The organism is Sphaerisporangium sp. NBC_01403 (genome assembly GCF_045040145.1).
Taxonomy (GTDB): domain Bacteria; phylum Actinomycetota; class Actinomycetes; order Streptosporangiales; family Streptosporangiaceae; genus Sphaerisporangium; species Sphaerisporangium viridialbum.
On record NZ_CP109534.1, the window covers coordinates 6,771,145 to 6,792,352 of the forward strand.

General features: G+C 70.2%; 15 protein-coding genes. 7 read left to right on the top strand and 8 right to left on the bottom strand.

All coding sequences use genetic code 11. From position 1 onward, the window contains the following. Window position 1 precedes the first annotated feature (1 nt). The 7 genes from OG589_RS30235 to glgP all read right to left on the bottom strand — a co-directional run bounded on the left by OG589_RS30235 (window position 2) and on the right by glgP (window position 9,496). A complete protein-coding gene (locus OG589_RS30235) occupies window positions 2-844 on the bottom strand; it encodes a M55 family metallopeptidase (protein ID WP_405141273.1) in 843 nt (280 codons plus the stop codon). Then, entirely contained in the window at window positions 841-2,079 is a 1,239-nt protein-coding gene (locus OG589_RS30240; RefSeq protein ID WP_405141275.1) for a DUF6395 domain-containing protein, read from the bottom strand. Before OG589_RS30240 ends, OG589_RS30235 begins: the two co-directional genes overlap by 4 nt. After that, window positions 2,076-2,444, bottom strand: coding sequence for a hypothetical protein (locus tag OG589_RS30245; RefSeq protein ID WP_405141277.1), 369 nt, complete (start codon window positions 2,442-2,444; stop codon window positions 2,076-2,078). The genes OG589_RS30240 and OG589_RS30245 overlap by 4 nt, the downstream gene beginning before the upstream one ends. A 156-nt stretch (window positions 2,445-2,600) precedes the next feature. After that, window positions 2,601-3,374, bottom strand: a complete 774-nt coding sequence (locus OG589_RS30250) for an enoyl-CoA hydratase/isomerase family protein (RefSeq protein ID WP_405141278.1) — start codon at window positions 3,372-3,374, stop codon at window positions 2,601-2,603. 69 nt (window positions 3,375-3,443) lie between these two features. Beyond that, window positions 3,444-4,586, bottom strand: a complete 1,143-nt coding sequence (locus tag OG589_RS30255) for a glycosyltransferase family 4 protein (protein WP_405141280.1) — start codon at window positions 4,584-4,586, stop codon at window positions 3,444-3,446. A gap of 22 nt (window positions 4,587-4,608) precedes the next feature. Further along, the gene (locus OG589_RS30260; RefSeq protein WP_405141282.1) at window positions 4,609-6,762 is read right to left on the bottom strand and encodes a glycogen debranching N-terminal domain-containing protein; all 2,154 of its coding nucleotides are present in this window, start codon (window positions 6,760-6,762) and stop codon (window positions 4,609-4,611) included. Between the two features lie 130 nt (window positions 6,763-6,892). Further along, complete coding sequence (gene glgP, locus OG589_RS30265) at window positions 6,893-9,496, bottom strand: alpha-glucan family phosphorylase (protein WP_405141283.1); 2,604 nt, start codon at window positions 9,494-9,496, stop codon at window positions 6,893-6,895. Window positions 9,497-9,930: 434 nt separating this feature from the next. Between glgP and OG589_RS30270 the strand changes: the two genes are divergently transcribed. The 6 genes from OG589_RS30270 to sppA all read left to right on the top strand — a co-directional run bounded on the left by OG589_RS30270 (window position 9,931) and on the right by sppA (window position 20,140). Further along, a complete protein-coding gene (locus OG589_RS30270; protein ID WP_405141285.1) occupies window positions 9,931-11,958 on the top strand; it encodes an alpha-1,4-glucan--maltose-1-phosphate maltosyltransferase in 2,028 nt (675 codons plus the stop codon). Between the two features lie 30 nt (window positions 11,959-11,988). Further along, window positions 11,989-13,725: a maltose alpha-D-glucosyltransferase gene (gene treS / locus OG589_RS30275; protein ID WP_405141287.1), complete on the top strand. Its 1,737-nt coding sequence runs from the start codon at window positions 11,989-11,991 to the stop codon at window positions 13,723-13,725. After that, window positions 13,722-15,152, top strand: a complete 1,431-nt coding sequence (locus OG589_RS30280) for a maltokinase N-terminal cap-like domain-containing protein (RefSeq protein ID WP_405141289.1) — start codon at window positions 13,722-13,724, stop codon at window positions 15,150-15,152. Before treS ends, OG589_RS30280 begins: the two co-directional genes overlap by 4 nt. Window positions 15,153-15,217: 65 nt before the next feature. After that, window positions 15,218-15,787, top strand: coding sequence for a hypothetical protein (locus OG589_RS30285; RefSeq protein ID WP_405141290.1), 570 nt, complete (start codon window positions 15,218-15,220; stop codon window positions 15,785-15,787). Between the two features lie 162 nt (window positions 15,788-15,949). Beyond that, window positions 15,950-18,280: a 1,4-alpha-glucan branching protein GlgB gene (gene glgB / locus OG589_RS30290; protein WP_405152160.1), complete on the top strand. Its 2,331-nt coding sequence runs from the start codon at window positions 15,950-15,952 to the stop codon at window positions 18,278-18,280. Between the two features lie 168 nt (window positions 18,281-18,448). Continuing rightward, on the top strand, window positions 18,449-20,140 hold the full coding sequence (gene sppA / locus OG589_RS30295; RefSeq protein WP_405141291.1) for a signal peptide peptidase SppA: 1,692 nt from the start codon (window positions 18,449-18,451) through the stop codon (window positions 20,138-20,140). 11 nt (window positions 20,141-20,151) lie between these two features. On the opposite strand, the gene OG589_RS30300 is transcribed toward sppA, so the two are convergent. Next, complete coding sequence (locus OG589_RS30300) at window positions 20,152-20,562, bottom strand: cupin domain-containing protein (protein WP_405141293.1); 411 nt, start codon at window positions 20,560-20,562, stop codon at window positions 20,152-20,154. Window positions 20,563-20,622: 60 nt separating this feature from the next. Here OG589_RS30300 and OG589_RS30305 point away from each other — a divergent pair, with 60 nt between their 5' ends. Further along, on the top strand, window positions 20,623-21,177 hold the full coding sequence (locus OG589_RS30305; protein WP_405141295.1) for a MarR family winged helix-turn-helix transcriptional regulator: 555 nt from the start codon (window positions 20,623-20,625) through the stop codon (window positions 21,175-21,177). Window positions 21,178-21,208: the final 31 nt, after the last annotated feature.

Here is a 21,208-nt window from a genome sequence, read left to right on the forward strand (position 1 = left end):
GTCAGCCGTAGACGCCGCTGCCGCAGGCCACCTGGCCGGCGAGAGTCGCGAACACGCCGAGCAGCCCCATGATGTCGTGGAAGTCCTCTGTGGTGAACTCGGTGTGCCGGGGGCCCGCCGGCCGGACGCCCGGGATGAGCGCGCAGCCCGAGGCGATGGCGGTGGAGTTCCACTCGACCCCGAGCGTGAACGGGGGCGCGATCTCGTACGGCCGGAAGTCGCTCAGGCGGTTCAGCGCCCGGGCGGTGGCCTCACGGATCAGCGCCTGGGCCACGCTGGGCGGCAGCAGCTCGGCCGAGAACCTGTCGATGCCCTTCTTGACCGCGACGGTCTCGACGTCGCCGAGCAGCGCGCGGGCCTCCTCGCAGACCGCCTCGTCGCCGGTCACCAGCGCGACCGGCACCCCGAGGAACCCGGCGAAGCCGGCCACCAGCCGCGTCTCCCCGCAGACCTCGCCGTTGAGGTAGACGTTGTGGATCTCCTTGCCCATCCAGGTGTGGTTGAGCACTCCGTGCTGGACGCCGGCCCTCGCGTGGTAGCCGGCGAAGCAGGCGGCCTGGAAGTCGGCGGACAGCCCCTGCGCCATGCGCATCGGCTTGCCAGGGCCCCGGATCAGCGAGGCCCTCGGGTCGAGCAGGTCGACGCGGAGGTTCTTGGTGGACCCGTGGGCGTCGTTGACGACCACGGCCGAGGCGCCCGCCTCGTACGCTCCCGCGATCACCGCGCCGGCGTCGGCGGTCATCAGCTCGCAGCCGCGCTCGTAGCCCCTGCCCCCGGCGTGCATCTCCTCCGGGTCGGTGAGCCCGGTCACGCCCTCCATGTCGACCGACAGGTAAACCTTCATCGCCGTCCCCAGCTCTCCACCCGCTCCATGTCCTCCGCGTTCATGAACCCGAACTCGTCAAGCATGATCGACTCGATCCCATTACGCCATGGTTCGGGGATCTCCTCGACGGCCGGAGGGTAGCACCGCTCCAGCCACAAGGTGGACTCGCGGGTGGCCCCGAGATACCCGGCGGCCCTGGCGAAGGGGGTGTCCTCGATGCCGGGCACGTGGGCGCAGCCGTACTCGATCATCTCCTGGCCCCCGTACGGCGGCGGCTGCTGCCACTTGCGGGCCACCGGACGGTCCGCGGTGATCGTGGTCCGCATCGGGCGGCGCTCGATGGCGGCCTGGATCAGCTCCTTGTACAGGCACTTCCCGCACCGGCCGCACGGGCCGTGGCTGTCGCCGCGCAGGCACCATCGCACCTGGTCGCGCAGCCCGGAGCCGAGCGCGAGCCGCATCGTCATCGCCTCGCTGATCCCGCCCACCGGCAGGACGAGGGGCAGACCCGCGGCGGCGAAGGCCCGTCCCCAGGGCCCGTGGGCCGACCACATCGGGTTGTCGGGGGTGTACCGGTGGACGTACCGGCCGCCGCCGAGCCACCGCGAGCCGATCTCGTACCCCAGCGCCACGCCGCCGAGGTCCATGGCGCCGGCCAGCAGGACGGCGCCGATCATGACCGCGTGGTGCTCGGGGTACCCCGGCCGGGGGTGCCTGAGGAGGAACTCCAGGTCGGACTCGACGGTGACGACCTCCCTGCCGGTCCGCTCCGCCAGGTCGGCGAGCACGTCCGACCGGTAGTGCGTCCACCGGTTGGGGACGCGCGGATGGCTCACCCGGCGGAAGTGCACCAGGGGCGCGTCGGGCAGGATCGCGGCCACCGCCGCCGAGTCGGCGCCGCCGCTGTAGGAGATCGCGAGCCGGGTGCCCGGCGTCCGGGACGACGCGCCGACCGGCCCGGCCTCGACGCCCCAGCCGCCGTGGAGGGCGGCGGCCAGCTCGGCGGAGATGGGCCGGTCGAAGACGATCCTGCCGGACGTCCAGGGCGCGGCGACCGTCCACGCGGCGAGGGCGAGCAGGTCGGGGTGGATCGCGGCATCGGGGGCCGCCTGGCGCGGCAGCCGGACATGGCAGGTGTCGGTGGTGAGCTCCACCCGCTGGCCGTCGGTGACGGTGCCGGTGAGGCCCTCACCGGGATCCAGCCGGAGTCGCAGCCGCCACAGGTCCCCGCCGGGCGTCCAGCTCACCCTCATGGGGCCGCCTTCTCCTGACCCCCGGCCTCGCGGATCGTGTCGATGGCCTGCCAGATCAGCACCTCCGACTGGAGCACGTGGTCCAGGGCGGAGGCCGTCTCGGTGGCGAGCCTGTGGGCGTCGGCGACCTTGGCCGCGAGCGCCGGGTCGGTGGAGGGCGCCTTCGAGCCCGCCGACCGCTGGCGGAGCTGGTCGACCTCGCGCCTCAGCGCCGCGACCTCCCGCTTGAGCGCCTGGACCTCCCACAGCGAATCCCGGACGTCCTGCCGGTGATCGGCCCGCGTCACGTACCGGCCGTCCAACCGGCTCAGTATGGCGCGCCGGACCCGCAGGGGCGCCAGGACGCGCATAACAAACCCCGACATGACCGGTCACCTTAGCGGCAAACCATGATCTCTCCGAACTGCTGATGAATACCGTTATGTCACATTCCCCATGGTGACCATGCCCCGCCCCGCCGTCACGGGCACGCCCGCTGTCCGGCCTTCCGCGACGCCGTGCCCGCACGCCGTACGGGCCGGTCAGCGGCCGGTGAACTCCGGCTTGGCCTTCTCGGTGAACGCGCGAAGCCCGGCGCGGGCGTCCTCGGTGGCGAACAGGCCGGAGAAGTGCAGCCGCTCGATCTCCAGGCCGGTGGTCAGGTCGACGTCGAGCCCGTGGTCGACGGCCAGCTTGGCGGCGCGCAGCGCGATGGCCGGGCCGTCCGCGAACCGCTCGGCGAGGGCGACTGCCTCGGCGTGCACGTCGGCGTCCGGGACGACCTTGTCGACCAGGCCGATGGCGAGCGCCTCTGCCGCGCCCACGTGGCGCCCGGTGAAGATGAGGTCCTTGGCCCGCGCGGGGCCGACCAGGCGGGGCAGGCGCTGGGTGCCGCCGGCGCCCGGGATGATGCCGAGAGCGATCTCGGGCTGGCCGAGCTTGGCGCCCTCGCCGGCGATCCGGAAGTCGGCGCAGAGGGCCAGTTCGCAGCCGCCCCCGAGGGCGTAGCCGGTGACCGCCGCGATGACCGGCTTGCCGATCTTGGCCACGGCGGTGAAGCAGGCCTGCAGCTCAGCGGAGTGTGCCGACATATCGGCATACGTCATGTCGGCCATCTCCTTGACGTCCACCCCTGCGGCGAACACCCGCTCTCCTCCGTAGATGACCACGGCCCGCACCGACGGGTCGACGTCCACCAGCCGGGCGCACGCGGCGAGCTCCCGCTGCATCTGGCCGTTGAGGGCGTTCATCTTCGGCCGGTCCAGCCGGATGGTCGCGACCCCGCCGCCGGCCTCGACACGTACGAACTCCGTCATGACGCCCTCCTCAGTGGTACGGCACCCCGGCTCTGGAGTGCGGCACCCCCACGATACGGGCGGACGCGATCACCGCACCGGGAGCCCCGCGCGCGCGACGACCTCGCGGTAGACGCGCTCGTACCCCGTGGACATGGCCATGACGTCGAAGTCGCGCTCCACGTGCGAGCGGCTGTCCGCGGGCCGCAGCCCGTCGACCGCCTCGATGGCGGCGGGCAGCTCGTGCGGGAACCGCCGGACGAACCCCGTGACCCCGTCCACGACGACCTCGGGCACCGACCCGAGCCCCAGCGCGACCACAGGGGTGCCGCAGGCCATGGCCTCGATCATCACAAGGCCGAAGGGCTCCTGCCAGGTGATGGGGAAGACCAGGCAGCGCGCCGCCGCCATGAGCTGGCGCTTGCGCACGATGTTGGCCTCGCCCTCATAACGGGCGTCCGGCCCGAGCCTCGGGCGGACGTGCTCGTTGAAGTAGGCGAACTCGGCCGGTTCGACGAGCTTGCCCGCGAGCACGATGCGGCGCCCGGCCGCCCGCGCCGCGTCGATGGCCAGATGGGCCCCCTTGTCCCCGGCGAACCGCCCGATCCACAGGACCCAGTCCTCCTTGCGCTCCCTGTAGGGGAACGTGCGGGTGTCCACGGCGTTGTACACCTGCCCGACCCAGTTGAGGTCGGGGGCGTAGGTGCGCTGGGCGAGCGAGATCGACACCAGGGAGATGCGGTCGCCCAGGGTGCGGTAGTACTCCCCGAGCTCGCCGTCGACCGGCCCGTGGCAGGTCACGACGGTCGGGGCGGGCCTGCCCAGGGCGGTGAGCGGCCCCGCGAGGGTGTGGTCGTGCACGATGTCGGCGTCCAGCTGGGAGAGCAGCCGGGCGGCGATGGCCGTGTGCAGCACCTCCGGCATCGTCTCGCCGATGCGTTCTGAGGGCGCGCGGCGGTAGGTGCGCAGAAAGGGGGCTTTGGTGGTGGTCCTGCCCGCGCCGATGAGGGTGACCTCGTGACCGAGCTCGATCAGACCCCCGACGAGGTCGGAGAGCATCGCCTCGATGCCGCCGTACCCCTTGGGAGGCACCTCCGACCACGGCGGCGCCACCATGGCGACGCGCAGGCCGGAAGAGTCTCCGACGTTTCGCGGAGCGTGCCGCCGACCAAAGACGCCGATCGATGTGGCCATGTAGGAGCGCACCTCCAGCCGGATCCCCGGAGTGCTCATACCCCTCCGCACTCCCTCAAAATCAGTCGCGGTCAGGCACCGAGATCGCTGTCGGCGGGCGAGGTTCGTTGATCAGCTGGACGCCTCCGGGAAGCCCGCAAACGGTGGCGGAGTCATCGCCTTCCTGCACCTTCACCATAAGCCTGGCCTCACCGAGGGGCAGGTTCGACACCTGCAGCAGGCCGAATCCCTTCGGCAGCGCCGGGGCCACCCACACCTTCCCGTACGGCACCCACGGGTCGAACCGCAGCAGCGACCTGACCAGCTGGATGGGCGAGGCCGCGGCCCACGCCTGGGGCGCGCACGAGGTGGGGTACGGGATGGGCGTCGGGAACTCCTCCCGCCCGAAGCCGCAGAACAGCTCGGGGAGCCGCCCCGCGCACGCGTGCGCCGCCTCCAGCAGCCCCTCCGCGATGCGCTGGGCCTCCTCGACGAAGCCGTAACGCATCAGCCCCGCCACGATGATCGCGTTGTCGTGCGGCCAGACCGACCCGTTGTGGTAGCTCATCGGGTTGTAGGCGCCCATGTCGGCCGCCAGGGTCCGCACGCCGTACCCGCTGAACATCTCCGGCGACACCAGGTGCTCGGCCACGGACGGCGCCTTGTCCTCGTCCACGATGCCCGTCCACAGGCAGTGGCCCATGTTGGAGGCGAGCGCGTCGATCAGGCGTCCCTCACCGTCGAGCCCCATCGCGAAGTAGCCCTTGTCGGGGAGCCAGAACCGCTCGTTGAACGCCTCGCGCAGGAGCGCCGCCCGCTTCTCGCAGCGCCGCTCGGTCTCGGGGTCCCCCGCCTCGTGGGCGAGGTTGGCCCGCGCGATGTAGGCCGCGTAGACGTAGCCCTGCGCCTCCGCCAGCGCGATGGGAGCCCTGGCGAGGCTGCCGTCGGCGTAGTTGACGCCGTCGAAGGAGTCCTTCCACCCCTGGTTGACCAGGCCGCGATCGGTCTTGCGCCGGTACCAGAGGAAACTGTCGCACTGGCCGTAGTTCTCGATCCAGCCCAGCGCCGCGTCGGCGTGCGGCAGGAGCCGCTGTACGTCGTCGCCGTGCAGGCCCCAGCGCCTCAGCTCGCCCAGCAGCATGACGAACAGCGGGGTGGAGTCGACCGACCCGTAGTAGGGCTGGCCCCCCGTGCACGCGGGCGCGCCGGGCTCCACGCCGTACCGCAGCTCATGGAGGATCTTGCCGGGCTCCTCCTCGGTGAGCAGGTTGACCTTGGTGCCCTGCAGCTCGGCGAGGCGGCGCAGCGTGCCGAGGGCCAGGGTCTGGTCGAGCGGGAGCGCGAACCACGAGGTGAGCAGGGAGTCCCGGCCGAAGAGGGTCATGAACCACGGCGCGCCCGCCGCGATCGAGGGAAGCTCGTCCGGGTTGTTCTTCTCGAACAGCCGCAGGCTGCCGAGGTCGGTCCTCGACCTGCGGAGCGCCTGGGCCAGGGCGACGTTCGTGGTGCTGATGCTCGGGCTGCTGCGCACCCATTCGGCCAGGCGCATGGCGGGCTCCGCGTGCTCGACCGGGTGGCGCGCGGAGAACCAGGCTGGCGCCTCCTCCCCGTCGAGGATGGGGTTCACCTGCAGGGTCACCCGCCACTCGCTGCGGGCGGGCACGACGGTCTTGAAGGTCAGCAGGCCGGGTATCGCGCTGAACTGCGCCTCCTCGGCCTCCGCGATCACCCTGGCCCCTCGTGACCGGCTCGCCGAGACGATCTTCAGCCCGGTCCTGTCGACCATGGTCTCGACGTCGGTCACCCACTGGATGCGGTGCGCCTTGACCTCGAACAGGTCGGCGACGTCGGAGGCGACCAGCAGGGTGACCAGGCACCCCGCGGCCTCGTCCGCGAGGTTGCGCAACGTGACGTCCTCACGGAGGCCGCCGCCGACGTAGCGGTCCCTGATCACCAGCATCGTGCTGTCGGCCCGCCCGGGACGTGGAGGGGTCCGCCCGAGGAAGGTCGCGTGGTACGGCTCCCCCGGCACCACCTTCAGGCTCTCGAGGGGCGCGTCGTCGACGTGCAGCTCCCACCGGGACACCAGGCGGGTGTCGGCGTAGTACACGCCCTGCGCCCCGCCCGGCAGGATGTCGCCGTTCTGCTCGCAGACGCAGAACGATCCCCCCTCGACCAGCGTGGTCGTGGTGTCCCCCAGGGCTCCCGGCTGTCCCTCGAATGTCCAGCCTTCCACGACGGATCACGCTCCTTCATGGATGAAATCGCGTTGCCTCCGTCAGCCCTGCCCAGTCAGCGGCCGATACATTCGAGATAGCTTGCCCGATTTGTGGGGTTATGTCCTCTCAAGGTCCTTTCGGCGGGTCCTAGCGAAGCGTCCCGTTGGTCATGCCGACGGGCTCCTCGGGGACGGCGATGAGACCCAGCTCGGCAGGCGAGGACATCAGCGGGTGCGCGGGGACCACCCGGACGGTGTACCCGAAGGCGCCCGTGCGGTCGAGCGGCACGCCCCCCGTGTAGGTGGCCTTGCCGTCGTCCCCCACCGCGTCGGCGTGGAGCGTGACGTACGACGGCCCGATCAGCTCGTCGTGCACCCCCACCTTGCCGTACGCGGCCTGGACGTTCACGTCGTCCGGGGACAGCTCGCCGAGCGCGATCGTCGCGCGCACCTCCATCGCCGCCCCGAGCTCGGGGGTGTCCCCGATGCCGGACGCCTCGATGTGCTCCACCCGGACGCCCGGCCAGGCACGGGTGACCCGCAGCTTCCACGCCGCGAACTCGCGCGCCTTGCCGTGGTCGCCCTTGGACAGGTCACGCGCCGAGCCGGCGGCCGGCGTGTACAGGTCGACGACGTAGTCGCGCAGCATGCGCCCGGCGAGAACCTTGGGGCCGAGCGAGCTGAGCGTGTGCTTGACCATGTCGAGCCAGCGCCGGGGGTGCGTGCCGTCGGCGCGGTCGTAGAACCGGTCGGCGACCTCGCGCTCGATCAGGTCGTACAGCGCGGCGGCCTCCAGCTCGTCACGGCGGTCGGGGTCCTCCACACCGTCGGCGGTCGGGACGGCCCAGCCGTTGTCGCCGTCGTACCACTCGTCCCACCAGCCGTCCCTGATGGAGAGGTTGAGCCCTCCGTTGAGCGCGGCCTTCATGCCCGAGGTGCCGCACGCCTCCAGCGGACGCAGCGGGTTGTTCATCCACACGTCGCAGCCCTGGACCATGAGCTGCCCGAGGTTCATGTCGTAGTCGGGCAGGAAGACGATGCGGTGGCGCACGTCCTCGCTGTCGGCGAACTTCACGATCTGCTGGATGAGCTTCTTGCCGCCCTCGTCGGCCGGGTGCGCCTTGCCCGCGATCACGATCTGGACGGGCTTCTCGGGGTCGAGCAGCAGCTCGCGGAGCCGGTCGGGGTCCTTGAGCATGAGCGTGAGCCGCTTGTAGGAGGGCACCCGCCGCGCGAAGCCGATGGTCAGCACATCGGGGTCGAGTGCCTCGTCGATCCAGCCCAGCTCGGCCGTGGAGGCGCCCCGGGCGCGCCAGGAGGCGCGCAGCCGCTCGCGGGCGGCGTCGACGAGCTGGCGCCGCAGCCGGCCGCGGATGCCCCAGATGTCCTCGTCGGAGAGCTTCTGCACCCCTTCCCAGCCCTGGGCCTTCTCGATCAGCGAGGGGAGCTCCTTGCCCGCGAGCTCCATCACCTCGCGCGCGACCCAGGTGGGGGCGTGCACGCCGTTGGTGATCGACCCGATCGGGATCTCGTCGAGGTCGAACCCCGGCCAGAGCCCCTGGAACATCCCTCGGCTGACCTCGCCGTGCAGCTCGGAGACGCCGTTGACCCGCTGGGCCAGCCGCATGCCCATGACGGCCATGTTGAAGACCGCCGCGTCGGCCTCGGCCTCGGGGGAGCCGGGCTCGGCGCCGAGCGCGAGGATGCGCTCCACGGGAACGGTGGGCCAGGCGTTGTCGCCGCCGAACTGCTTCTCGATCATCTCGGCGGGGAAGCGGTCGATGCCGGCGGGGACGGGTGTGTGCGTGGTGAACACCGTGCCCGCGCGGACGGCCTCCAGCGCCTCGTCGAAGGACAGCCGGTGCTCGGTCAGCTCGCGGATGCGTTCGAGGCCGAGGAAGCCCGCGTGGCCCTCGTTGGTGTGGAAGACCTCGGGCTCGGGGTGCCCGGTGATGCGGCAGTAGGCCCGGAGCGCGCGCACCCCGCCGATGCCGAGCAGCAGCTCCTGCATGAGCCGGTGGTCGGTGCCGCCGCCGTACAGCCGGTCGGTGACGTCGCGGGCGGCGTTGTCGTTCTCGGCCACGTCGGAGTCGAGCAGCAGCAGCGGGACCCGGCCCGCCTGGGCCACCCAGATCTGCGCGTGCAGCGTGCGCCCGCCGGGCAGGGGGATCGCGACGCGGGCCGGGGCGCCGTCCTCCTCCTTCAGCAGGCTGAGGGGCAGGCCGCCGGGGTCGAGGCTCGGGTAGTGCTCCTGCTGCCAGCCCTCGGCCGAGAGGGACTGGGTGAAGTAGCCGTGCCGGTAGAGCAGGCCCACCCCGAGGATCGGCACGCCGAGGTCGCTGGCGGCCTTCAGGTGGTCGCCCGCGAGGATGCCGAGGCCGCCGGAGTACTGCGGGAGCGCGGCGGCGATACCGTACTCGGGCGAGAAGTAGCCGATGGCCGCGGGGGCGTCGGGCAGGGTTTGGTACCAACGGGGCGCGGTCATGTATTCCCGCAGGTCGTCCGCGGCGTCGGCGAGCCTGCGGAGGAACCTGCGGTCACGGGCCAGCTCGGCCAGCCTGTCGGCCTCCACCGCTCCGAGCAACGCCACCGGGTCGTGCCCGACCCGTTCCCAGGTGTCCGGATCCACCTCGGCGAACAGGTCCATGGTCTCCGGATGCCATGACCAGCGCAGATTTTGTACGAGCTCGCCGAGGGCGGCCAGCTCCACGGGAAGGACGGTACGGACGGTGAACCTGCGTATTGCTCTCACGGGGCCAGACCCTAGTTACTCAGCGCCACGACGCGCGACCGAAACACTCTTGTGCGCCTACCAGATCTCATGCGTTTCGCTCTCACCACTCCCCAACGTGCTCAAACATCACTAAAGCGGACCAGTCAATGTGATCTCAACTTGATCATGTACGGCTCCCCCCTCACACGGCAACTCTCGGGGACGAATGGCGTGCGGGGCACCCCTAACTTCCCTTAGGCAGGCTTGAAGAGGGACTATGGGGGCAGTCCCATGTAAGAGCCTCAGGATCACACCTCCGATCCCCCGAGATGACATCCGTCACTCCGGGGGTGAATACGACCGCGCCTACCCATACACCGGCATCAAGCCGGGACCTACTTGAAAGCAAAGATCACTCCTTGCCCTCACAATTCCCGGTGGCGCCCGGTGCGTCGCCGCTACCTTGAGACGCGATGATCGGACGAATCCCAATACAGGAAATTTACCCTGTTGTCGAGTGCGGGCGGTGGCCCGCGAAGGCAGCGGCGGGCGAGACCTTCGAGATCAGCGCCACCGTGTTCCGCGAGGGACATGACGCGGTGGCGGCCGGGGTCGTGCTGGTCGACCCCGACGGCAGGCGCCGGCGGCTCCTGCTCATGCGCGAGGTCGAGCCCGGCACCGACCGGTGGGCGGTCGACGTGACGCTGCCTACGGAGGGTAACTGGCACTTCCGTGTCGAGGCCTGGAGCGACCCGGTCGCCACCTGGCTCCACGACGCCGGGATCAAGATCCCCCGTGGCATCGACACCGACCTCATGTGCGAGGAGGGGGCGCGCATATTCGCGCGCGCCGCGAAGGCCGTCCGGCCGGCGGGCTGCGACAACTGCACGCACAGGGCGGCGCTCCAGGCCGTGGCCGACCGGCTGCGGGATGACGAGCTCGACCCCCGGGCCAGGCTGGCCGTGGCGCAGCTCCCCGAGACGGCGAGCGTGCTGGCCTCCCACCCGCTCCGCGACCTGGTGACCAGGGCGCCGCGATACCGCATCCGGGTCGACCGGAGGCGGGCGCTGTTCGGATCCTGGTACGAGTTCTTCCCCAGGTCGGAGGGGGCGGTGCTCGAAGAGGGCGCCATCCCCAAGTCCGGAAATTTCCGGACTGCGGCCGAGCGGCTGCCGGGGGTGGCCGGCATGGGCTTCGACGTCGTCTACCTGCCTCCGATCCACCCGATCGGCGAGACCTTCCGCAAGGGGCGCAACAACACCCTGCACCCCGAGCCGTACGACGTCGGCTCCCCCTGGGCGATCGGCTCCGAGGACGGCGGGCACGACGCGATCCATCCTGACCTGGGCACCTTCGAGGACTTCGACGCCTTCGTGCGGCGGGCCCGCGAGCTCGGCCTGGAGATCGCCCTCGACCTGGCCCTGCAGTGCTCCCCCGACCACCCGTGGGTCAAGGACCACCCCGAGTGGTTCACGATCCGGGCGGACGGCTCCATCGCGTACGCCGAGAACCCGCCGAAGAAATATCAGGACATCTACCCCCTGAACTTCGACAAGGACCCGAAGGGCATCTACACCGAGGTCCGGCGGGTGGTCCGCCACTGGATGGACCACGGCGTCCGCGTCTTCCGGGTGGACAACCCGCACACCAAGCCGGTGGGGTTCTGGGAGAAGCTGCTGGCGGACATCCACACCACCGACCCCGACGTGCTGTTCCTGTCGGAGGCGTTCACCAGGCCGCCGATGCTCCGAAGCCTGGCCAAGGTGGGTTTCGACCAGTCGTACACCTATTTCACCTGGAAGAACACCAAGAACGACCTCGAGAGTTACCTGACCGAGCTCTCGCACGAGACGTCGTACTACCTGCGACCCAACTTCTTCGTCAACACGCCGGACATCCTTCACGAGTACCTGCAGAACGGCGGCATGCCGGCGTTCAAGATCAGGGCGGTCCTGGCCGCGTTGGCGTCACCTTCCTGGGGGGTTTACGCGGGCTACGAGCTCGCCGAGAACGCCCCGGTACGTCCGGGCAGCGAGGAATATCTCCACAGCGAGAAGTTCGAGCTCAGACCTCGCGACTGGGCCGCCGCGGAACGCGAGGGCCGGAGCCTGGCGCCCTTCATCACCCAACTTAATTTGTTCCGAAGAGCACACCCTGCGGTCCAGGAACTGCGTAACCTACGTTTCCACAGCGTCGACCACCCGGACATGATCTGCTTCTCAAAGCGGCTGCCCGGCGCCTACGACCCGTCCACACGACGGCACGGCCTAGGCGATGTCGTTCTGGTCGTCGTCAATCTCGATCCACACAACACGCACGAGGCGACGGTCAGGCTGGACATGCCCGGCCTCGGCCTCGATTGGGGCGCCGAATTCGTCGTGGACGATGAGCTCTCGGGCGATTCGTTCCACTGGCGGCAGGCCAACTACGTGCGCCTCGATCCGCACATCAATCCAGCACACGTCCTCACACTGCGAGCGACGCCGACCAGCCAGGCATAGGCACATGGCGAAGACGGCGGAAAAGCGAGCATGAGCACAGCGGGGAGTCCACAGGTGAGCTTGACGCCTCAGCCCGTCCCGAACACCTTCACACACGAAAAGCCGCGCGATCCGCACTGGTACAAACGCGCCGTCTTCTACGAAGTCCTCATCCGAGGATTCGCAGATTCAAACGGGGACGGAACCGGAGATATCCGCGGTCTCATCAACAAGCTGGATTATCTCCAGTGGCTCGGCGTCGACTGCCTGTGGCTTCTGCCACTTTACGAGTCCCCGCTTAAAGACGGCGGATACGACATTTCCGACTTTATGAAGATTCTCCCGGATTTCGGGGATCTCGGGGACTTCGTCAAGCTGGTCGACGAAGCGCACAAACGCGGAATGCGGGTTATCGCGGACCTGGTCATGAACCACACCAGCGACCAGCATCCGTGGTTCCAGGCCTCCCGGCACGACCCCACCGGGCCGTTCGGGGACTTCTACGTCTGGTCGGACGACGGCGAGCAGTACAACGACGCCCGCATCATCTTCATCGACACCGAGACGTCGAACTGGACGTACGACCCGGTCCGGGGGCAGTACTACTGGCACCGGTTCTTCCACCACCAGCCGGACCTCAACTACGAGAACCCGGACGTCCAGGAGGCCATGCTGGAGGTCCTGCGCTTCTGGCTGGACCTCGGCATCGACGGGTTCCGGATGGACGCCATCCCGTACCTGTTCGAGCAGGAGGGCACCAACTGCGAGAACCTCCCGCAGACCCACGAGTACCTCAAGCGGGTCAGAAGCGAGGTCGACCGCCTCTACCCCGACCGCGTGCTGCTCGCCGAGGCCAACCAGTGGCCGTCCGACGTCGTCGAGTACTTCGGTGATGCGGTGACCGGCGGGGACGAATGCCACATGGCATTCCACTTCCCGCTGATGCCGCGCATCTTCATGGCCGTGCGCCGTGAGACCCGCTACCCGATCTCGGAGATCATGGCCCAGACGCCGAAGATCCCCGAGAACTGCCAGTGGGGCATCTTCCTGCGCAACCACGACGAGCTCACGCTCGAGATGGTGACCGACGAAGAGCGCGACTACATGTACACCGAGTACGCCAAGGACCCGCGCATGCGGGCCAACGTCGGCATCCGCCGCCGCCTGGCCCCGCTGCTGGAGAACGACCGCAACCAGATCGAGCTGTTCACCGCCCTGCTCATGAGCCTGCCGGGGAGCCCCGTGCTCTACTACGGCGACGAGATCGGCATGGGCGACAACATCTGGCTGGGCGACCGCGACGGCGTCCGCACCCCGATGCAGTGGACTCCCGACCGCAACGCGGGTTTCTCCGACTGCGACCCCGGCCGCCTCTACCTTCCGGTGATCATGGACCCGATCTACGGGTACCAGGCGCTCAACGTGGAGGCGCAGCAGAAGAATCCGGGCTCACTCCTTCACTTCACCAAGAAGATGATCGAGATCCGGAAGCGGCACCCCGTCTTCGGGCTCGGCGAGTTCACCGAGCTCAACTCCTCCAATCCGAGCGTCCTCGCGTTCGTCCGCGAGCTCGGCGACGACCGGGTGCTGTGCGTCAACAACCTGTCCCGCTTCCCCCAGCCGGTGGAGCTGGACCTGCGGAGGTTCGAGGGGGTCGTCCCCGTCGAGTGCACTGGTGGGGTGCCATTTCCACCGATTGGCGAACTTCCGTATCTTTTGACGCTGCCGGGGCATGGGTTCTATTGGTTCACCCTTCCGCCCACGAGCGCAGCAGCCGAGGAGACGTGACACATACTCTCGAAGAGCTACTTGCCGGCTGGATCACCCATCAGCGGTGGTTCGCCGGCAAGAGCCGCGCGATCACCGAGCTGGCCGTGGAGGCCACCACCCCGCTACCCCTTCGTGGTCCTGCAGAATCCTTCCACAGCGATGTGGCGGGTTCCTCCAGGACCACGGACGACTCGGCGAGGCCTACGGCCGAGGATCGAGTCTCCCTGCGGCACCTGGTCATCACCGTGCGGCAGGACACGCTCACCGACCGATACCAGCTCCTCCTGGGCTTCCGCCCCGAGCTGCCCCAGCGGTTGAAGCACGTCGCGATCGGCGAGACCCTGGACGGCTTCGCCTACGACGCCGTCCACGACGCCGAGGTCACCGGGGTCCTGCTCTCGTCCATCGCCGCGGACGCCGACCTCGGCGCGCTGCGGTTCCGCCACATGCCGGGCGCCGAGATCGACACCTCGCCCCGGAGCCTCGTGCTCGGCGGCGAGCAGTCCAACACCTCGCTGGTGTTCGGCGACGCGTACATCTGCAAACTGTTCCGCAAGCTCATCCCCGGTGTGAACCCCGAGCTGGAGGTGGTCTCCGCGCTCGCGGAGCGCGGCTCGCCCAACATCGCCAGGCCGTACGGCTGGATCGAGGCCGACATCGCGGGCGAGAACACCACGCTGGCCTTCACCCAGGAGTTCCTGCCCACCGCCAGCGACGGCTGGGCGCTCGCGCTCACCAGCGTGCGCGACCTGTACGGCTCACTGCCGGGCACCTCGGCGGGCGACGCCGGAGGGGACTTCGCCGCCGAGTCACACCGCCTCGGCATGGCAACCGCCCACCTGCACAAGGAGCTGGCCGCGGCGTTCCCGACGAGCGTCGTGGAGGCCCCCGAGGTCAAGCGGATGGCCGAGGGGTTCAGGCGCCGCCTCGAAGCCGCCATCGCCGAGGTGCCCGAGCTCGCCGCCCACGCGGGCATCGCCCATGAGGCGTTCGACCGGCTGGCCGACATCGACCGGCCGATCATGGTCCAGCGGGTCCACGGCGACTACCACCTGGGCCAGGTGATGCGCACTCCCAGCGAGTGGGTGGTCCTCGACTTCGAGGGCGAGCCGGGCCAGCCGCTCAGCGACCGCCGGGCCCTGGACTCACCGGTCAGGGACGTCGCGGGAATGCTCAGATCATTCGACTACGCGGCCAGGCACCTGTTGTCCGACCATCCGGACGCCGAAGCCCTGGAGCTCCGGGCGGCCGAGTGGTCGGAGCGCAACCGGGCGGCCTTCATCGCGGGGTACTCGGCGGGCGGCGGGCGCATCCGCGGCGACGACGCCGTGCTGCTGCGCGCGCTGGAGCTGAGCAAGGCCGCCTACGAGGTGGTCTACGAGTCCCGCAACCGCCCCGCCTGGCTTCCCATCCCGCTCGCGGCCTTCACCCACGCCGTACGGTGATCGGTCGCCCGCGACTCCGATACGATCCGTAGCTGAATGCGAACCGAGCGTAAGGCGGTGGGTCGATGGGTCGCGGGCGGCTCGCGATCACGCTCTCGGCGGCGGGCGCCACCCTGGCCGCGGTGATGGGGGCGGGCATGACGGTGGCGCTGGTCTGGCCGGGGCGGCACGGGGCCCCGGCGGACCATGCCGAGGTCGGCGCCGAGCACCACGGCGACGCGTACCAGGACGAGCCCAGCACCCGGCACAGGGACGAGACCCGTGCCCGGCGGCGCGGGGACGAGATCCGCGCCCTGCCCTCCGCGGGCGCCTTCCCCGAGCCCACCCCCGGCGATCCGCGCGATCCCGCCACGCCGCCCGCCCCCTCCAGGGGGGAGGAGGCGCGCGCCGCACGGCTGCTGCTCGCCGACCCCGCGCTGGGCCCGGCGGTGCGCGAGGCGTACGCCCGGGCGGCGGGCAGGCCGCTCGCGTCCGCCGACGACCTTCGCGTGCGTTCCCTGATCTTCCGGCGGCACGGCTGCGAGACCCGCCGGTGCCTCCAGCTCTTCGTCTGGTTCCCGGACGGCGAGCAGCTCGACATCGGCCGGGTCATCGTCGACATGCCGACCGGCAGCGTGCGCGTCCTGAAGTGGTGATACACCCCCTGAAGTGGGCAGACACGGGCACCCGTGACCCGCGGGCCCCGGGTTTGCCCCGTCTGTGGTGTGATCCAGGCAACAACATGGGTTGGCACCCCGATGTGGGGCAGGGTTAGCTCATAAAAGCAATCACGGTGCCGAGGAGCGGTGAGCGATCTGATGAACGCGGACCTGGACCTGAACCGGCTGGCCGGCGGCGCGCACCACGATCCACACTCGATCCTGGGCGCGCACCTTTCCCCCGACGGGTTGACCGTGCGGGCGCTCAAGCCACTCGCCGAGAAGGTCGAGCTGGTGCTGGACGACAGCACCCACGAAATGCCCCACGAGGCCTACGGCGTCTTCAGCGTGACGCTGCCCGGCGTGGACAAGGTCCCGGCCTACCGGCTGCGGGTGACCTACCCGGGCGCCGAACCCTTCGAGACCGGTGATCCGTACCGCCACTGGCCCACCCTGGGCGAGGTCGACCTGCACCTGATCGGCGAGGGCCGCCACGAGCGCCTGTGGGAGGTGCTCGGCGCCCGGGTCATGCGGCACGACGACGAGGACGGCACGGCCTTCGCCGTCTGGGCGCCGAACGCGCTCGGGGTGCGCGTGGAGGGCGGCTTCAACCACTGGAACGGCTCCGGGCACCCGATGCGGTCGCTCGGCCGGTCCGGGGTGTGGGAGCTGTTCATCCCGGGGGTCGGGGTGGGCGAGCACTACAAGTTCTCGATCCTGGGCGCGGACGCCGTCTGGCGGTCCAAGGCCGACCCGATGGCCCGCCGCACCGAGCGCCCGCCCGCCACGGCCTCGATCGTCGACGCGTCTGAGTACTCCTGGCAGGACGACGAGTGGATGCGCCGGCGGGCCGAGCGCAACCCGATGGAGGCGCCGATGAGCGCCTACGAGGTGCACCTCGGCTCGTGGCGTCCCGGACTGACGTACAAGGAGCTGGCGGCCCAGCTCGTCGACTACGTCAAGGACATGGGCTTCACGCACGTGGAGCTCCTGCCGGTGGCCGAGCACCCGTTCGGCGGCTCCTGGGGCTACCAGGTCACCTCCTACTACGCGCCCACCTCGCGTTTCGGCGGCCCCGACGAGTTCCGGTACCTCGTCGACAAGCTGCACGAGGCCGGCATCGGCGTGCTCCTCGACTGGGTGCCCGCCCACTTCCCCATGGACGCGTGGGCGCTGGCCAGGTTCGACGGCACGCCGCTGTACGAGCATGCCGACCCCAAGCGCGGCGAGCACCCCGAATGGGGCACCTACATCTTCGACTTCGGCCGCCGGGAGGTACGCAACTTCCTGGTCGCGAACGCCGTCTACTGGCTCAAGGAGTTCCACATCGACGGCCTGCGCGTGGACGCGGTCGCCTCGATGCTGTATCTGGACTACTCCCGGCGCCAGGGCGAGTGGACTCCCAACATCTACGGCGGGCGCGAGAACCTCGACGCCGTGGAGTTCCTCAAGGAGCTGAACTCCGTCGCCTACCGCGAGGCGCCCGGCATCGTCACGATCGCCGAGGAGTCGACCGCGTGGCCCGGTGTCTCCCGGCCCGTGCACCTGGGCGGGCTCGGCTTCGGCTTCAAGTGGAACATGGGCTGGATGCACGACACCCTGGCCTACCTCCACCACGAGCCGGTGTTCCGGCAGTACCACCATCACCAGATGACGTTCTCGCTGATGTACGCGTACTCGGAGAACTTCGTGCTGCCCCTCTCACACGACGAGGTGGTGCACGGCAAGGGCTCGCTGCTCGGCAAGATGCCCGGCGACGAGTGGCAGCGGTTCGCCAACCTCCGCGCCCTGTTCGCGTTCATGTGGGCGCATCCGGGGAAAAAGCTGATGTTCATGGGCGGCGAGTTCGCGCAGGGCTCCGAGTGGTCGGAGGAGCGCGGCCTCGACTGGTGGCTGCTCGACTTCGAGCCGCACCAGGGCATGCAGCAGTTGGTCCGCGACCTCAACCGCGTGTACACCGAGACGCCCGCGCTGCACTCGCAGGACCACTCGCCGAGGGGCTTCCAGTGGATCGACGCCGACGACGCCTCGGGGAACGTCTTCTCCTTCCTGCGCCACGGCGACGACGGCTCGATGGTGGCCTGCGTGGCGAACTTCTCGGGGCAGCCGCATGAGAACTACGCGATCGGCCTGCCCGCAGCGGGCCGCTGGGACGAGGTGATCAACACCGACGCGTACAACTACTACGGCAGCGGGGTGGGCAACCTCGGCTCCGTGGAGGCCGTCGAGGAGCCCTGGCACGGCCAGCCGTACTCCACCCGCCTCCGGGTCCCACCCCTCGGCGCCCTCTGGCTCCGCTACGCCGGCCCACCCCTGACGGCCACCGCCACCGAAGCCGCGGAGGCCCAGCCCGTACCGGCTGACGCCCTGCTGGCGCGGCCCGCCGTCGAGACGCAGCTCGTGCCGGCGGACGCGCGGCCCGTACCGGCCGGTCCGGCCGGCGGTGACACGGCGGACGCGCGGCCCGTGCCGGGTACGACCGGAGATTGACGCCGGCGAGCACCCGGCGCACACGCCATCAGAATCTCCGGGAATCGCCGTGACGCATGTGCATCGAGAACTCCCATGGGACCTCGGTGCACCGGCGCCGGCGGAATACCGCGCGACCAGACGGGAAGCTCGTGCCTCTCGGGCCGGAACGTCGCCTAGGGTGTCGCTATGGACGCGACAAAGGCGATCTTGGACACGGTGGACCGGTTCCGGCAGCGGCGCACCGCCCCGCTGGTTCTGGAGTTGGATCTGACCGAGGGGCTCACGGAGGGCCCCCCGTCCGATCCGCTCAGCGCCGTCCTGGCCATGCGCAGGACCCGTCTCGCCGACGTGCTGGAGGGCCTGCGCCGGGCCCGCAGGGACCCCCGGGTCAAGGGGCTCGTCGTCAAGCTCGGCGGGCGGCCCATGGGGCTGGCCATGGTGCAGGAGCTGCGCACCGCCGTCGTGCAACTCCGGGCGGCGGGGAAGCTGACGGTGGCCTACGCCGAGACGTTCGGGGAGTTCGGCGCGGGCACCGTGCCGTACTACCTGGCCAGCGCCTTCGAGAAGATCTACCTGCAGCCGTCGGGCGACGTCGGGCTGACCGGCATCTCGATGGAGCAGCGTTTCGTGAAGAACGCGCTCGCGAAGATCGGCGTCGACTACCAGATCGGCCAGCGGCACGAGTACAAGACCGCGGCCAACATGTTCACCCAGGACCACATGACCGAGGCGCACCGCGAGTCGGCCGCCCGCATCGCCGAGTCCGTGATCGAGCAGATCGTCTCCGGCATCTCCGAGGGTCGCGGCCTGCCGCCTGAGCGCGTGCGCGAGCTCATCGACCAGGGGCCGTTCATCGGGTCGGAGGCGCTCTCCGCGGGGCTGGTCGACCGGCTCGCCTACCGCGACGAGGTGTACGACGAGGTCCGCGACGAGGGCGACGTGCTGCTGTTCGTCTCGCGGTACGCCAAGGGCGCCCTCGCCAGGAAGCTGCCGCACCCGGGCGAGCGGGTCGTCGCGCTCATCCACGGCAACGGCATGATCCGCCTCGGCCGCAGCGGGCGCAGCCCGCTCGGCGGCGGGGGCGCCATGGGCTCCGACACGATCTGCGCGGCCTTCCGTGCCGCCCGCCGCGACGACAACGTCAAAGCGGTCGTGTTCCGGGTCGACAGCCCCGGCGGTTCGTACGTCGCCTCGGACGCCATCTGGCGCGAGGTCGTGCTCACCCGCAAGGCCGGCAAGCCGGTGATCATCTCGATGGGCGACCTCGCCGCGTCCGGCGGGTACTTCGTCTCCATGGCCGCCGACGTCATCGTCGCCCAGCCCGGCACGCTGACCGGCTCGATCGGGGTCTTCGGCGGCAAGCCCGCGGTGGGCGAGCTGCTCAGCCGCATCGGCGTCACCTCCGAGTCGGTCGACGTGGGCGCCAACTCGGGGATGTTCTCTCCGAGCCGGGCCTACTCCGAGCCACAGTGGGAGCGGGTCAACGCCTGGCTCGACCGCATCTACGACGACTTCGTGGGCAAGGTCGCCCAGGGCCGGGGCATCGACCGCGACCGCGCCCACGAGCTGGCGCGCGGCCGGGTCTGGACGGGCGCCGACGCGTTCGGCGGCGGCCTGGTCGACGAGCTGGGCGGCCTGGAGGACGCGCTGGCGCTCGCCCGCAGCAGGGTCAACCTGCCCAAGGACGCCCCGGTGCGCTCGTACCCGCGCATGCATCCGCTGGAGCGGCTCCGCCCGCCGGACTCCAGCGACGACAAGGCCGCCGCCCTGAGCCAGATCCGCCTGGAGGCCTGGGGCCCCCTGAGCCGCCTGGCCACCGACCTCGGCCTCCCGCCCCAAGGCCCGCTGATCCTCCCCGGCTGGTGGACGATCCGCTGACCTCCTGACTGCTACGCCACCCAGGCGGGGAGGAGTTTGTCGCCGTCGGGCACCGCGCAGCCGGGGGCGACGTCGATGGGGCCGTCGGGGGTGTACGCCCGGCAGCCCGCGGGCGCGGCGACGATCGCGGTCATGCCATCCTGGCCTGCGAAGACCTGACGGCGCACGTCGGCGGGCATGACCAGGGTGTCCCCCGGCTCGATGTCCAGCTTCTCTCCGTCGAGCACGACGGTGGCGGCTCCGGAGAGGAACGTCCACACCTGCTCGGTGTCGAAGGCGTGGAGCGGGCCCGACTGGCCGGGACGCATCTCCACGTGCCAGACGGCCAGCCCCGCCCCTCCCTGCGTGGGCGAGGCGAACGTGGTCATGACGGCATTGGGGGTCTCGGTCCTGCGGCTTTCGGCGTGGCGGATGATGGGCATCGGGAACATCTCCTACAATCGACAATGTGGTTGTCTATATAGTGAACGAGGTTGTCCATCGTGTCAACTGACCCCCCGCGCCCCGGATCGGCGACGCCCTCCAGCGGCGACGTCGAGACGTCACGTTCCAGCGGTGCCGAGGCGCCGGCCGATCCGCCCGGGTTCGAGCTGCCGCTGCGCCTGTTCCTGGGGTTCCGGATGCTCATCGACGAGTTGCACGCCGAGCTCGCGCGTCAGGGGCATCCCGACCTGCGGCCGATGCACGGGTTCGTCATGCAGGCCATCGGCACGCGCGGCACGACGGCGGCAGAGCTGGGCCGCACGCTCGGGGTCTCCAAGCAGGCGGCGGGCAAGACGATCGACACGCTCGAACGCGTCGGCTACGTCGAGCGCGGCACCGATCCGGACGACGCCCGGCGCAAGATCGTGCGGCTGACCGAGCGCGGCGTCGACAGCCTCGTGCGCGCGGCCCACATCTTCGACAAGCTCAGGGCCGGCTGGGCCGAGACCCTCGGCGAGGACCGCCTCCGCGCCCTCGAATCCGACCTCCGCCTGGTCACCCCGCCCGACTTCTTCCGCCTGGACGTCCCCGGCTGGTTCGGCACATACCAGTAGCGCACGGGCGAAGGCGCGACCGGGGACGCCC

Excerpts from the sequence above, each read along its gene's own strand:
- treS (WP_405141287.1), top strand. The coding sequence starts at position 11,989 with ATGAGCACAGCGGGGAGTCCACAGGTGAGCTTGACGCCTCAGCCCGTC.
- OG589_RS30270 (WP_405141285.1), top strand. The coding sequence starts at position 9,931 with ATGATCGGACGAATCCCAATACAGGAAATTTACCCTGTTGTCGAGTGC.
- OG589_RS30235 (WP_405141273.1), bottom strand. The coding sequence starts at position 844 with ATGAAGGTTTACCTGTCGGTCGACATGGAGGGCGTGACCGGGCTCACC.
- OG589_RS30250 (WP_405141278.1), bottom strand. The coding sequence starts at position 3,374 with ATGACGGAGTTCGTACGTGTCGAGGCCGGCGGCGGGGTCGCGACCATC.
- OG589_RS30285 (WP_405141290.1), top strand. The coding sequence starts at position 15,218 with ATGGGTCGCGGGCGGCTCGCGATCACGCTCTCGGCGGCGGGCGCCACC.
- sppA (WP_405141291.1), top strand. The coding sequence starts at position 18,449 with ATGGACGCGACAAAGGCGATCTTGGACACGGTGGACCGGTTCCGGCAG.
- OG589_RS30300 (WP_405141293.1), bottom strand. The coding sequence starts at position 20,562 with ATGCCCATCATCCGCCACGCCGAAAGCCGCAGGACCGAGACCCCCAAT.
- glgB (WP_405152160.1), top strand. The coding sequence starts at position 15,950 with ATGAACGCGGACCTGGACCTGAACCGGCTGGCCGGCGGCGCGCACCAC.
- OG589_RS30240 (WP_405141275.1), bottom strand. The coding sequence starts at position 2,079 with ATGAGGGTGAGCTGGACGCCCGGCGGGGACCTGTGGCGGCTGCGACTC.
- OG589_RS30255 (WP_405141280.1), bottom strand. The coding sequence starts at position 4,586 with ATGAGCACTCCGGGGATCCGGCTGGAGGTGCGCTCCTACATGGCCACA.
- OG589_RS30245 (WP_405141277.1), bottom strand. The coding sequence starts at position 2,444 with ATGTCGGGGTTTGTTATGCGCGTCCTGGCGCCCCTGCGGGTCCGGCGC.